We start from the raw sequence: 14,616 nt of genomic DNA on the forward strand, positions 1-14,616 counted from the left end.
AAAATTAATACAACTACTACCTGCCAAACTAAATATGGATTGAAGAGTTGATCAGTATTGGTCGAATAAGAAAGAAATTGGAATTGGGCATATAAATAGGTAGTGCCGGCTGCCAAAACAGACAACATTATATTCCCTAATGTTAATTTAATCCTATAAAACCAATAATAACTGAAGAGCACAATTAAAGGAGAAATTATAAAAACTACAATTTTAAATAAAATTATCGTGTTCGCCTCATTCAAATTAATCAGTTTAGGTAAGTAAAGTGATAACAATAGATTAAGATAAAATAAAATAAATGATATAGTGAGAACACCAAATAATTGCAGCAATTTACTTCTAAACCTATCAATTTTAAAATTGATAAGACCTATTACCAAACCAAACGAAAGAGGCAAATAAGAATAGCCTAAGTTTTCAAATATTGCAATGTTATTCCATGTAGAAAAACCAAATAATATTAAAAGAACAGGAGCTATTAATTTTATCAAATAAAATTTCATTTAATTACAATTAATTTGATCTATTGTTTCATTTCCTTCCAATAATTCTTTAATTTTAGTTTTATCTACCTTTATTACTGTTGTATCTAAGGAAAGAGAGGCTTGACCGCCATTTTCATTTACCCAAGATATAATTTCTGTCTGTAAATTTTCCCAAGTTGCATTAGCAATATTATAATAATCTGTTTGCTTATCAGAGATTTCATTTCTAAAATCCAGTTCTATTAATGATGACATTCTCGCCACATCAACAGCTCTTGTAAATAATTCTATATTGCCTTGGGCATTGGTCGTAATACCCCATTGCCTATTTCCTGAAAAAGGTTGACTACCTGTTTGAGGTGTTTCTATTGTAGAAACAGTCCATTGATCTCCAGATTGGTAATCAGATAATATAACCGCACCACTGTCAGCACTTAAACCAGCTACTCCCGTGGCATTACCATTGATTATAAAAATAGCTGTAATTGGATCAATTGAATTGAACGTTGTTAAATCATCTGGATCTATTAATGGAGAAAACTCCCAACTAATGTCTGCTATATTATCAAAATCTAATGGTATATTAGATGCAAATTGAAAATCATCTTGAGAACCACTGGCAAAGTCTAGAAAATTATCCTTATAAGCATTAAAAACTTCCTGAGCTGTGTCTAAGTTTCCATCCCCATCTAAATCCGGCATTGTTGTAATTTCGATTCCATAATAATCTATATTGGCTAAAGGTACATTTCCCTGCCATATCGGTTGATTAATATAACCACTACTTATTCCACCTAAGTTCATTAATCTGTTAACACAACTACTGGGGATCGTATGATTGTAAAGATCAATATATTCTTGAGTATCTAAACCACTTTGTGCTAAGCAATCTTCAATTAGTGCAAAAGGATCAGTCTCTAACAATTCAATTAGCTCCACATATCTTTCTAATTTAACTAATCTATTGTCCATTTGAATCTCTAAAAAATCTTTTACCACTTCTTTTGTTTCATCAATGAGACCATTAACTTTAAAGTAATCTTTGATAGGTAATCTTACATAATTTTGTTCAATATTATTTATATAATCTCTCAAATCATCAGATAATTCAGTATCAAAAAAGTTTTGAATATTAGTGCCCACAGGTGCTAAGTCTTCCACTGGAATTATTGGGACAGCAAAACCACCACCACCAGATGGAGCGCCACCGCCGCCATCGCAAGGTGAAGATCCTCTTACAAAAATCCAACTTTTAACGCATCTTGATCCTGCCCTATCTGCCCCTTGAGCTTCACAATCAGAATCTCCGTCTTCATGCTCTCCATTACCTGTACTACCTCCACAACTCCAACTGTAACATTCGATTGTAGGGGCTAAAGTTGTAGTCATGCCACATTTTAAAAAACTAGGGATTAAAGAATCTCCTGTAACTAAAGATACCTGTATATTAGTCATATTATAATCTCCATTAGTCAAGACCTCGTAATTAATTAAATGCTGAAAAGTTGTCGTATCATTAACAACGGTAAGCATATAATTTCTTAGCAAAATTTTTCGCTCTATACTATCTTGTACTATTTGAAATGTATAAGATTTATAATCCATACTTTCTATTAATTGTATGCGACTCGTATCAATTTGTATGTCTGAGGAATTGTTAGATTTGTTAAACACGTTTGAAGATAAGGAATTTATTTTATCTCCTATAATAGGAGTATGTAATAAATCTTTGCCTTTTACAAATCTTCCTTGTATTTCTGGAAAAATAAGCTCAATTCGAGAATTTTCAAAAACCTCATCTTTTTCACAAGAAGAAATAGAAATGATAGCCATCGCAATAACGATGACAAAAGCATAATAAAAATAGGACTTCCTGAACATAAATAATGTTTTGATACCTAAACAATTAGGCTGGTGAGTTATTTAAAAAAAAATTCAGGGGAATTCAAATGTAACTAGATAGATAAATAGATAGATAACTTTTTAACATTTATTTAACTATTAATTACTTCAAATATTATGTACAACTTTATAATTAATGAACAAATTGATGACTCTTTAGAAACACCGCCAAAACTATTAAAGAAAAGAAATCTATAAAACAGTCTCGACTGCGCTTGACTTGACAATTTATATAAAATCTAAAAACAATGCTTTTAAATCCTTTGTAAACAAAAAACACCAAGCTATTTCTAGCTTGGTGTTTTTATAATATTCAAATTTTTTATTAAAAAATTTGCAAAGGCAAATTAACATCAGTTAATTAAAGTTCTAAAGCCTTCTTTACATCATTATCCATCAAAATCTCAATTGGGTTTTCTAGCGCTTCTTTTATTGCCACTAAGAAACCTACAGATTCTCTACCATCAATAATTCTATGGTCATAAGAAACGGCTAGATACATCATAGGACGTGCAACGATGTTACCATCTACTACAACAGGACGCTCGATAATATTGTGCATTCCTAAAATCGCACTTTGTGGTGGATTAATAATAGGCGTACTCATCATACTTCCAAAAACACCACCATTAGTAATTGTAAAAGTACCGCCAGTCATTTCATCTACTGTGATATCTCCATCTCTTGCTCTTAAAGCGAGCCTTTTTACTTCTTGCTCTACACCTCTAAAAGAAAGGTTCTCTGCATTTCTTATTACTGGCACCATTAAACCTTTAGGACCTGATACGGCTATAGAAATATCTGCAAATTCATAAGAAATCATTTCTTTACCATCAATCATAGAATTTATAATCGTTCTCGTTTAAAAAACCACCCAAAGAAAAAGTAGCTTTCTATAGGTGGTTTTTTGCTATTAATTTAAATTTTAAATTTTAGTCAAAGTCACTAATCTAGGAAAACGCAAAGCTTGAGTAGCATCTACGTCACCATCTGGATTATAAAATTCTCTAATAATGGTAGACCATTCCAATTGTGGTTGAGAATTTGCACGAGTTGGTGCATTATAAGTCAAGTATAACGTGTAATCTGTCCATTTACTGTGCACAGGATCTTCAAAATTACCAAGGATTCTAGTAGAATTACTAAAACCAAACATCTCAATATGATATATGTCGTCTGATCCTTGAGAAACCGCTGGATTTGTTAAGGTGTTTATGATCTCCACACCATTCTCTTCATAAATGTAATTCCCAACAATTACATCTGATAGCGCACTACCTACTTCATAGTCTTCCATCTTTTGCAAGATAACAGTAAGTTTGCTAGTACTATCTTGATATTCCCAAGTACCTTCAAATTTATTAAGATTGTTATTCATATCTTTAAAGGACATTCCTTGTTTTCTATATAAAGGATAATCATTTCCTTCCATGGGATATGTTTGAGCTACGCAGGAGAATAAACTAGCGCAACATAATAATAGTAATAGATTTTTCATAACTCTATTTTCTAACTACAAGGTACTAAAAAAACCACCGATTGAAAACTGCTCTTTCTATGGGTGGTTTTTTGATTCATATTTATCTATATCTACTTAAATCTTTGTCAAGGTCAGCAAATATGGAACACGCAATGCTTGCTCAGCATCTACATCTCCATTTGGATTATAAAATTCATGGATCTGGACATTCCATGTTAATTGTGGTTGAGAATTTGCACGAGTTGGTGCATTATAAGTTAAGTATAAAGTATAACCTGTCCATTTACTACGCACAGGATCTTCAAAATCACCAACAATCTTAGAAGAATTTCTAAAACCATACATTTCAATGTGGTACATATCCCTTGATCCTTGAGAAACTGCCGGATTAGTTAAGGTATTAATAATCTCTACTCCATTTTCTTCATAAATGTAATTCCCAACAATAACATCTGATAGCGCATTACCTACTTCATAGTCTTCTATCTTTTGTAAGATCACAGTAAGTTTGCTAGTACTATCTTGATATTCCCAAGTTCCCTGAAATTTATCAAGATTATTATTCATATCTTTAAAAGATATGCCTGAATCAAAAGAAACATAGTCGTCTCTCTCCATAGGGTAAACTTGTGCTTTACAAGAATATAATCCCAAACAAATCATCAGTATTAAAAGTACATTTTTCATATGAATATTATTTTTAATTACAAGGTATAGAAGTTCCTTTTTGGGGTTTTGCGGAGTTAGTGGGATTAGAATCAAGAGTCAATTGTTCCCAATTATTATGTGAGTCAGTTGACTTATACAACTGCAAACCCATTTTTTTCAATTGTTTTAAAGCAGCTAATTCTAAGACTTCTTTACTTTTTGCAAATTTAATTGATTTCTGATAAGCATCTTCCTCTTTATCTTTCTGCTCTTGTGTCATTTGTAGCCTTACCGTTTGATGCAGGTTATAATCATTTGCTATAGTAGAATTAGGATCTTTTTTAATGGCATATATGTTTATTCCATCATCACTAGATGACACTAAGATACTGGTCATACTTTTTGTGTCTTTACCTCTTAAATTGACTTTAAAAACATCCAGCGTAAAAGTAAGAATATCCCCATAAGAAAACATACCTATCGTTCCTCTATCTGGTGTTCCTTTATAGTGTGAATGTACTATAATAGGACGTAAAATGGTACTAGGAAGTTTTCTTACTGGTGCAGTAGGATTCACATCATCTCCATGATCTGCGTTAAATATTAGTGTACTATCATTTAAACTTTGCGTGTATTCATGAATCAATTCAATATTATCGTCAGTTGCAGAACTTATCATTCGAGTTAATCGTCTTTTAAAATCAGTGTCCGCAAGTAAGTCTTTTAAATAATCACATTCTGGATCTTCTTCTTTAATTACTTCTTCATTAGGAGTAATTCCTATTTCCATATCTTGCTCGTTTTCATCTTCATCATCAGGATCATCTGGTGGTGGAGGATTAGGATTGTTTACATTTGCTCCACCACCACCGTTTCCTGTATCTCCAGTTCCTATGGTTTCACATGGTTGTTGTTCTACGTATTGAGTCATAAAGTAGCCTGCGGTATAAACTACACGTGCCTCACCTGGTTTTTCCCAATAGTCACAAGCAGTACCTTGGCTAAACACATGCCTTCCTGACGCACAAGGATAACTTACTGTACTTCCAGGTATCCATACCGATTGAAAACTACTGCCTCCACATTTTAAAGTAAATTGATTTAAAATATCAGTTCCAAAAACAGGCTCTATCAATACATTTGTTGTATCCACTACTTGATTTACATAGGGGTAAGTAACCATAAATTGTTGTTGAATACTGTCTTTTAAAACGACTAGCATATAATTTTTTAAAACATCTACAGCATTGGTGCTGTCTGTCGCTACTCTAAAGATATAGTTTTTATAATCAGTCCCTTCAAGAACTTGAATATAAGAGGTATCTAAAATCGCACCACTACCGGTATTTCCAGATTTTAAACTGGTCAATGCTCTTTCTGACAAATAATTGTAAAGCTTAGAATCGGTGGTTTTAATTTTAGCAAGACTAGATACAGATGCTTTCATTTTATGATGTGCAACTGCTGCCGGTTCTTCTTGAAATACCTCATCTTTCTCACAAGAAGAAATTGAGATTATTGCTATACTCACAGCTATGACAAGTAGATAATATAAATAGGATTTCCTGAGCATACTAGGATGGATTGTACCTATTTAGGCATAGGCTGGTTAATTATTCAATACGTCAGGGGACTTTAAAAGTAGGTAAGAGGATAGATAGATAGATAACTAATTTTTTAACACATATTTAACTTTTAAAATCTTACAAAATTCATCTTAAAATAAATGGAAGTCCAGCTTACAATACCTGTAATTGTTATTATATCAGAGGTTTAAGAAATAAATCATTAGAGCTGGGTTCGATTACCGTTGAAAACGATTAAATCTAGGAAAACTATAAAACAGTCTCGACTGCGCTCGACTTCACAATTTCCATAAAATCTAAAATCAATGCTTTTAATACCAATTAGATTTCAAAATTAGACTTAAAAATTTGAATTATTTTTTCTTTTAATAAGTTATAAAATCTAAGCATAGCCTTAGTTACGGTTCTATTTTATAACGTAAGTAAATGGAAAAAGAAACGAATTTTAGTCCTCATTTTGATGTTTAATTGGTATAAGTCCCTTGAAAACAAAAAAATACCAAGCCATCTCTAGCTTGGTATTTTTAAAGTTTTTACTCGTAAGTATTCATCAAAAACGGCAAAAGCCGTTCATAATTCTGATTATAGCTCTAAAGCCTTCTTCACATTTCCATCCATCAATAAATTAATAGGATCTTCTAATGCTTCTTTAATAGCTACTAAGAAACCTACAGATTCTTTACCATCGATGATTCTATGATCATAAGAAACAGCTAAGTACATCATAGGTCTTGCAACGATATTACCATCTACTACAACAGGACGCTCGATAATGTTGTGCATTCCTAGAATCGCACTTTGCGGTGGATTAATAATAGGAGTACTCATCATACTACCGAAAACTCCACCGTTAGTAATCGTAAAAGTACCACCAGTCATTTCATCTACTGTGATATCTCCATCTCTAGCTCTTAAAGCCAGTCTTTTTACTTCTTGCTCTACACCTCTAAAAGAAAGGTTCTCTGCATTTCTAATTACGGGCACCATTAATCCTTTAGGCCCAGAAACCGCTATAGATATATCTTTATAATCAAAAGAAATCATTTCCTTACCATCAATCATAGAATTTACCGCTGGATATAGTTCTAATGCTCTAGTTACAGCCTTTGTAAAGAAAGACATGAACCCTAAAGAAACACCATGCTTAGCTTTAAAAGTTTCTTTGTGATCTTTACGTAGGTCAAAAATAGGCTTCATATCTACCTCATTAAAGGTCGTCAACATGGCTGTTTCATTCTTTACACTTACCAGACGCTCGGCTACTTTTCTACGCAACATAGAAAGTTTAGTACGTGATTCACCACGAGAACCAGTTCCTGGTGTTCCCATAGATGGTTTTGCGTTTACTGCATCTTCTTTTGTTATGCGTCCATCACGACCAGATCCAGAAACAGATTTTGCATCTATTCCTTTTTCATCTAGAACCTTCTTTGCTGCAGGACTAGGAGTTCCACTAGCGTAGGTTTCTTTAGCTTTTTCTGGTTGTGGTGCTTTACCTCCAGTAGATTTATTCTCTGGATTATCTTTTTGCATTTCTTTTGCCACGTCTCCGGTATTTCCACCTTCATCGCCGCCGCCCATGCTAGATGGGGCATTATCCACATCTTTAGAACCTCCATTTGGATTTTCTGCCTCTGTATCAATAAGACATACTACAGCACCTACCTCAACAGCATCGCCTTCTTCAGCCATAAGGGTAATGATACCGCTGGCTTCTGCAGGTAATTCTAGTGTTGCTTTATCACTGTCTACCTCTGCAATGGCTTGGTCTTTCTCTACCCAATCGCCAGTGGCAACTAGCCATTCTGCTATTTCTACTTCTGTAATCGACTCGCCTGGTGAAGGCACTTTCATTTCTAGAGCCATAATTTATTTGTTGGTATTAAAAACATCTTCTATTATTCTTGCCTGTCTTCTTTTAGATCGTGTAGAACTTCCAGAAGCAGGAGCTGCGTACATATTTCTTGAACATACTCTCCAGTTTCTAGTCTCTGGAATATGTAACATCAAGTGGGAATATGCTCCCATATTTCTAGGTTCTTCTTGAGCCCATACGATATCTTTTGATCCGTATTTTTTGATCGTTTCGTGGATTTGGTCTGTAGGTAATGGGAACAATTGTTCTATCCTCACTATAGCCACATCATTCCTATCGTTTTCTTCTCTGTATTCTAATAAATCATAATAGAACTTACCAGAAGTGAATACTAGTGTTTCCGCTTTCGCGAAAGCGTCACCATCCACATCTATCAATTCTTGAAAATGACCGTTCTCTAATTCTGACACTGTGCTTACCGCTTTAGGGTAACGCAACAAAGATTTAGGAGTAAAAACAATCAATGGTTTACGGTAATTTACTAACATCTGACGGCGTAGTAAATGGAACATATTTGCTGGCGTTGTACAATTTGCCATAAACATATTATCCTTTGCGCATAGTTGTAGATATCTTTCTATACGTGCGCTAGAATGCTCTGCTCCTTGACCTTCATAACCGTGTGGTAATAATTTTACCAGACCATTTTGATTTTTCCACTTATCTTCTCCAGCACTTATGTATTGATCCATCATGATCTGTGCACCATTTGAGAAATCTCCGAATTGTGCCTCCCAAATTGTTAATGTATTAGGTCGTGCTAATGCATAACCATATTCAAAACCAACTACGGCATATTCTGAAAGGTGCGAGTTATATATGTCCATGTTTCCTTTTACACCATCGATATGATTGTGTAAAATGAATTCATTTTCATGATTTTCTGATTTCACAACGGCATGTCTGTGAGAAAAAGTACCTCTTTCTACATCCTGACCGCTCATTCTCACGTTAAAACCTTCCATCATCAAACTACCATAAGCAAGGTGTTCTCCCATTGCCCAGTCTAGTTTATCTTCATCAAACATTTTTTGACGTACCTCAACAATTTTCTTAATTTTTCTTATGAAAGATTCTCCTTCAGGAAGTTGAGAAATAGTTTTAGAAATTTTTTCTAAAGTAGCTCGGTCTACACCAGTAGCTACTTTCTTCATCATCTCTTCTTCTGTAGCCTGCTCAAAACCATCCCATTCATCCTGCATAAAAGGAGTAATGATAGTGTTTTCCATCTGTCTAGAAGTGGCTAATTCTTCTTCTAGTCTTTCTTTATATTGTGATTCTAATTCTTTTACTTTAGAACCGTCTATAATTCCTTCCTTTAATAATAAGTCTGCATAAATATCTCGCGAATTTTTGTGCTTTCCAATTGACTTATACAACTGCGGCTGTGTAAAACGAGGCTCGTCACCTTCATTATGACCGTATTTTCTATATCCTAAAAGATCGATAAATACATCACGACCAAATTCCATTCTATAGTCCAATGCAAAATTCATAGCATGTACAACAGCCTCTGCATCATCTGCATTTACATGAAGAACTGGAGACAATGTCACTTTTGCAATATCGGTACAATACGTACTAGATCTCGCATCTAAATAATTTGTTGTAAAACCTACTTGATTATTCACTACAAGGTGAATAGTACCAGCCGTTTTATAAGCATCTAATTGTGCCATTTGCACAACTTCATAAACAATACCTTGACCTGCGATAGCAGCATCACCATGTAAAACAATAGGTAATGTTTTAGAAAAGTTTTCTGGAGTGTGCATATCTTGTTTTGCACGCGCTATCCCTTCCACAACCGCACCTACTGTTTCTAGGTGAGATGGATTAGGCACTATATTTAAATTGATATCGTTACCGTTATCAGTTCTTCTTTTGCTGGTATATCCTAAATGATATTTTACGTCACCATCAAAAATATCCTGCTCATAATCCTTACCATCAAATTCTGAAAAAATATCCTTTACAGGCTTTCCAAAAATGTTAGTTAGTACATTTAAACGACCACGGTGCGCCATTCCAAGAACGAATTGATCTACACCTTTATCTGCAGCGTTTTCAATTAATGCATCTAATGCTGGAATCAACGATTCATTTCCTTCTAGAGAAAAACGTTTCTGACCTACATATTTAGTATGAAGAAATGATTCAAAAGAGACCGCTTCATTTAGTTTCTTAAGAATTTGTAATTTTTGTTCTTTATCAAATGATGGATGGTTGTCATTTTTATGCAACCAATTCTGAATCCATTTTACCTCATCAGGATTACGTATATACATGTATTCAACACCTATACTATCGCAATATATTTTAGTAAGATGATCAACGATATTTCTAAGACTAGTTTTACCTAAACCTATTAATTCTCCCGAATCAAAAGAAGTATCTAAATCTGATTCACTAAGACCAAAATTCTTTAAATCTAACTTAGGCTCGTAATTACGTCGGTCTCTAACTGGATTGGTCTTTGTGAATAAATGACCTCTAGTACGATATGCATCGATTAACTTAACAACCTGAAATTCTTTTTGTAAATTTTCTGGAACGACTACCGTACTGCCAGAATGCTCCACAACTAAATCGCCCTCATGAGCGCTTTCCATACCAAAATCAAAACCTTGGCAAAAAGCTCGCCATGACGGTTCTACCTGGTCAGGATTGATTAAATATTCATCGTAAAGTTGTGCGAAATATGCAGTATGTGCTGCATTGAGAAATGAAAACTTGTCCATATATGGAAGGAAATTTATCCTTATTAACAATTGTAATAGCAAAAATAAAGAAATGAGTTGGCATCACAACAACTTTTGTATATTTATAACAGAACAATTGTAAATCGCTATATCATGAAAAGCTATACTATTAAAACCATTATCATATTGTCAATTTTTAGCATGTTTTCTTGCTATTCTTTCAGTCAGCAAAATACCTCAGATGGTAATTTTTGGGATCGAGTGCGGTATGGTGGGAATTTAGGAGCCAACTTTGGAAATAATTTTACATCCGTTTTGATTGCTCCACAAGCCATATATCAAGTCAATCAATTTGTAGGTGTAGGACTTGGTTTAAATTATAGCTATTCCGAAAGAGACCTGAATCGTTTTGATGATTTTACATCCACTATTGCTGGTGGTAGTGTAATAGCAATAAGTCAACCTATAGATTTCCTTCAAATAAGTGCCGATTTTGAGTATCTAAATGTCAACAGAAACTTTAGAGAAACCACTCTCAATGATGAGTATTGGGTCCCAGCACTCTTCTTAGGCGCTGGATACCAGCAAGGTAATTTTGTTATTGGTGCACGTTACGATGTACTGTTCAATGATAGACGTAGTGTATATGCAAATGGAATACAGCCTTTTGTTAGGGTTTTGTTTTAATGATATTTCTGTTTCACTTTCGCGAAAGCGGAATTATAAAAAGCTTTTTCACTGCCGCAATCTAAACTGAATCTTACTCCATTCTCTCATAATGAAACCGAGTATAATTCCATGCTCTAGGTTTTTCTCTTGCACATCTGCCAGATAATACAATTGCTGTAATTTAGGATCACTTTCTTCTATGGCTTCATTCAATAAGTAAGCAAGAGATTCTAAAAACTCCTTGGGTTCACTATCGTCAATAGCTTCAAAACCAGATCTTTCTAGATCTTTGTTGACTTGGCTTTTGAAGACCATAAAAACATGGTGTCGATCTTCTAATTTATCTTGGATGATGGCAAGCTTTTCTGACATGGAGACTTTTATAATTTCAAATTTAAAAGTTTGCTAACACAAGACCGTAATTTTATTCCTTAATCTTGATTTTAATTCTATTGTAGGCTTATATTTCATTTTTGAAATTTAAATTGATGGTAAAGTAGCACAAGGCAAAACAAGAATTATAACACATCAATGGAAATAATTTCGTAGGCGCAGTAGAGAAGTAAATACACTATAAACAATTGAAAAAACTGAGAAATTAACTTAAATATTTCCGCCTGCGCGGTAGGAGAATTTAAAAGATAACAAAGAACGAATACAGATCGAGAAATCAACTAAAAGATTTCCGCCTGCGAGCGAATTTAGATAGAGAATAGCAACAAAAAGACTTCCGCCTGCGCGGAGAGTTTCATGACAAAAAAAGAACTGTTCCATATTGCCGAATCCTACTTTGAAAATCAAGGCTGGACAGCTTTTCCATTTCAGAAACAAACATGGGATGCTTTTATTTCTGGTAAAAATGGTCTTCTCAACGCACCAACTGGAAGTGGTAAAACTTATGCGCTTTGGGTTGCGATCGTGCTGAATTACATCAAATCAAACCCAGATTATAAGACCAAAAATAAAAAAGGTCTCAAAGCCATATGGATCACGCCATTGCGATCCTTATCTCAAGAAATAGCTCAAACCTCTCAAAAATTTGTAGATGGAATAGGCCTGCCTTTTACAGTAGGAATTCGTTCTGGCGATACTACCACAAAAGAACGAGCGGCACAAAAAAAGTCCATGCCAGACTTATTGATCACCACTCCAGAGAGCTTGCATTTACTTCTTGCTACAAAAGATCACGTGAAATTATTTCAAGATTGTAATGCTGTGATTATTGACGAGTGGCATGAACTTCTAGGAACAAAACGCGGCGTTCAGATGGAACTAGGACTTTCACGGCTTGCAGGTATCAATGCAAAGCTACGTGTTTGGGGAATCAGCGCAACCATAGGTAATCTCGAGCAAGCTAGACAGGTGTTGCTAGGTGTTGATAGTTCTCGCTTTCGCGAAAGCGTACTCATTAAAGCAAATCTGAAAAAAGAAATAGAAGTACGCTCCATCATTCCAGAGACTATGGAGAAATTTCCATGGCGTGGTCATCTAGGTTTGCATTTACTGGAAGATGTGGTCCAGATCATAAATAACAGTAAATCTACCTTGATTTTTACCAATACCAGAGCGCAATGCGAGCTGTGGTTTCAAGCGATCATGCACAAACATCCAGAATTTGCTGGAGAAGCGGCAATGCATCATGGTTCTATCAATAAAGAAACTCGCATCTGGGTAGAAAACGCGATTAGAAACGAGTCGCTTAAAGCTTGTGTATGTACTTCTTCACTAGATTTAGGAGTTGATTTTGCACCTGTAGAAACGATCATACAAGTAGGAAGTCCTAAAGGTGTTGCACGGTTTTTACAACGTGCAGGAAGATCTGGGCACCGACCTGGAGAGACTTCTGTGATATACTTTTTACCAACTCATGCACTAGAATTGATAGAAGCAAGCGCCTTACAAATAGCTGTGAAAACACAAGCGGTAGAAGATCGACTACCTTATTTACTTTGTTATGATGTGCTGATTCAATATTTGTGTACGCTAGCAGTTTCTGGTGGCTTTTATCCTCAAGAGATTTTTCCTGAAGTAAAAACAACTTTTTGTTTTCAAGAATTAACTTATGAAGAATTTGAATGGTGTTTGCATTTTATAGTTTCTGGAAGTGCATCGTTAGGTTCTTATGACGAGTATAAAAAAGTCTCCATCGATGAAGATGGTCGATATTTCATAGACGATCGTGGTATTGCCATGCGTCACCGTTTACAAATGGGAACTATTGTAACTGGTACTGACATCACTGTAAAATATGTAACTGGTGGTTACATAGGTTCTATAGAAGAGTATTTTATAAGCCAGCTTTCTCGTGGTGATGTTTTTGTATTTGCTGGAAGAACTCTTGAGTTTGTGCGTTTAAAAGGAATGGTCGCTCAGGTACGCAACTCATCTAGAAAAAAAGGTAAAGTAGTGAACTGGATGGGAAGTCGTATGCCACTCACCTCACAACTAGGCGAGTTACTTCGAGAAGAAATGCAAAATTTTCAAACTGGTAAAAAACGCACTCCAGAAGTAAAAGCTTTAAAAGATATTATTGCACGCCAGCAAAGAGAAAGCATCGTACCACAAAATGACCTATTTTTAATTGAAACTTTTAAGACTAGAGAAGGATACCATTCGGTATTTTACCCTTTTGAAGGTAGACTGGTCCACATGGCAATGGCAGGCTTACTTGCATACCGCATTAGTTTATTACAACCTATTAGTTTTTCTCTCGCATACAATGATTACGGATTTGAAATCTTAAGCGATCAAGAATTTGATATGCAAAATGTACTGGATAACAACCTCATCACATCAGACATGATTTTGGAAGATCTTGAAGCAAGTGTCAACGCTACAGAACTCGCCAAAAGAAAATTTAGAGATATATCGGTCATAGCAGGATTAGTCTTTACTGGCTATCCCAACAAAGCTGTCAAAGTAAAACACTTACAAAGCAGTAGCCAATTACTTTTTGAAGTTTTTAGAGATAATGAACCAGATAATTTATTATTCAGACAGGCTTACACAGAAACCTATGAACAAGAAATAGAAGAATACCGCTTGCGTGAAGCTTTTGAGCGTATAGAAAAACAAACTATCATTTGGAAAGATTGCAAGAAGCCTACACCATTTTCATTCCCAATTATTACAGACCGCTTACGCGAAAAATTATCCAGTGAAAAACTTGCAGATCGCATCAAGAGGATGCAATTGAAATGGGAATAGACTGTAAAAACTCTTAAGTAGAAGAAAGATATTTATATCAAAATAAATACCTTTCTTC

The 14,616-nt window shown here is 34.7% G+C and carries 9 protein-coding genes and 1 pseudogene; 2 read left to right on the plus strand and 8 right to left on the minus strand.

Annotated elements, in window-relative coordinates; all coding sequences use genetic code 11:
* Positions 1–506: 506 nt before the first annotated feature.
* From ACTF54_RS01635 to ACTF54_RS01665, 7 genes and pseudogenes are all read right to left on the minus strand, one after another.
* On the minus strand, positions 507–2,369 hold the full coding sequence (locus ACTF54_RS01635; RefSeq protein WP_438968581.1) for a hypothetical protein: 1,863 nt from the start codon (positions 2,367–2,369) through the stop codon (positions 507–509).
* 382 nt (positions 2,370–2,751) lie between these two features.
* Positions 2,752–3,240: pseudogene (locus tag ACTF54_RS01640) on the minus strand (2-oxo acid dehydrogenase subunit E2); the annotation flags it as partial.
* A gap of 75 nt (positions 3,241–3,315) precedes the next feature.
* Positions 3,316–3,888: a DUF6705 family protein gene (locus tag ACTF54_RS01645; protein ID WP_438968582.1), complete on the minus strand. Its 573-nt coding sequence runs from the start codon at positions 3,886–3,888 to the stop codon at positions 3,316–3,318.
* 96 nt (positions 3,889–3,984) lie between these two features.
* Positions 3,985–4,557, minus strand: a complete 573-nt coding sequence (locus tag ACTF54_RS01650; RefSeq protein ID WP_438968583.1) for a DUF6705 family protein — start codon at positions 4,555–4,557, stop codon at positions 3,985–3,987.
* Between the two features lie 13 nt (positions 4,558–4,570).
* Complete coding sequence (locus ACTF54_RS01655) at positions 4,571–6,049, minus strand: hypothetical protein (RefSeq protein ID WP_438968584.1); 1,479 nt, start codon at positions 6,047–6,049, stop codon at positions 4,571–4,573.
* A 637-nt stretch (positions 6,050–6,686) separates the two neighbouring features.
* A complete protein-coding gene (gene odhB / locus ACTF54_RS01660) occupies positions 6,687–7,970 on the minus strand; it encodes a 2-oxoglutarate dehydrogenase complex dihydrolipoyllysine-residue succinyltransferase (RefSeq protein ID WP_347196373.1) in 1,284 nt (427 codons plus the stop codon).
* Positions 7,971–7,973: 3 nt separating this feature from the next.
* A complete protein-coding gene (locus tag ACTF54_RS01665) occupies positions 7,974–10,721 on the minus strand; it encodes a 2-oxoglutarate dehydrogenase E1 component (RefSeq protein ID WP_347196372.1) in 2,748 nt (915 codons plus the stop codon).
* A 114-nt stretch (positions 10,722–10,835) separates the two neighbouring features.
* Here ACTF54_RS01665 and ACTF54_RS01670 point away from each other — a divergent pair, with 114 nt between their 5' ends.
* On the plus strand, positions 10,836–11,369 hold the full coding sequence (locus ACTF54_RS01670) for an alpha-ketoglutarate decarboxylase (RefSeq protein WP_347196371.1): 534 nt from the start codon (positions 10,836–10,838) through the stop codon (positions 11,367–11,369).
* A 48-nt stretch (positions 11,370–11,417) separates the two neighbouring features.
* Here the strand turns inward: ACTF54_RS01670 and ACTF54_RS01675 are convergent, their stop codons facing one another.
* Positions 11,418–11,723, minus strand: coding sequence for a hypothetical protein (locus ACTF54_RS01675; protein WP_347202206.1), 306 nt, complete (start codon positions 11,721–11,723; stop codon positions 11,418–11,420).
* 378 nt (positions 11,724–12,101) lie between these two features.
* Here ACTF54_RS01675 and ACTF54_RS01680 point away from each other — a divergent pair, with 378 nt between their 5' ends.
* A complete protein-coding gene (locus ACTF54_RS01680) occupies positions 12,102–14,558 on the plus strand; it encodes a ligase-associated DNA damage response DEXH box helicase (protein ID WP_438968585.1) in 2,457 nt (818 codons plus the stop codon).
* Positions 14,559–14,616: the final 58 nt, after the last annotated feature.

It is taken from the genome of Nonlabens sp. (genome assembly GCF_965657255.1).
In the GTDB taxonomy this organism is placed as follows: domain Bacteria; phylum Bacteroidota; class Bacteroidia; order Flavobacteriales; family Flavobacteriaceae; genus Nonlabens.

Coding starts and splice junctions, on each gene's coding strand:
- ACTF54_RS01675 (WP_347202206.1), bottom strand. CDS start 11,723: ATGTCAGAAAAGCTTGCCATCATCCAAGATAAATTAGAAGATCGACAC.
- ACTF54_RS01645 (WP_438968582.1), bottom strand. CDS start 3,888: ATGAAAAATCTATTACTATTATTATGTTGCGCTAGTTTATTCTCCTGC.
- ACTF54_RS01665 (WP_347196372.1), bottom strand. CDS start 10,721: ATGGACAAGTTTTCATTTCTCAATGCAGCACATACTGCATATTTCGCA.
- ACTF54_RS01635 (WP_438968581.1), bottom strand. CDS start 2,369: ATGTTCAGGAAGTCCTATTTTTATTATGCTTTTGTCATCGTTATTGCG.
- ACTF54_RS01680 (WP_438968585.1), top strand. CDS start 12,102: ATGACAAAAAAAGAACTGTTCCATATTGCCGAATCCTACTTTGAAAAT.
- ACTF54_RS01670 (WP_347196371.1), top strand. CDS start 10,836: ATGAAAAGCTATACTATTAAAACCATTATCATATTGTCAATTTTTAGC.
- odhB (WP_347196373.1), bottom strand. CDS start 7,970: ATGGCTCTAGAAATGAAAGTGCCTTCACCAGGCGAGTCGATTACAGAA.
- ACTF54_RS01650 (WP_438968583.1), bottom strand. CDS start 4,557: ATGAAAAATGTACTTTTAATACTGATGATTTGTTTGGGATTATATTCT.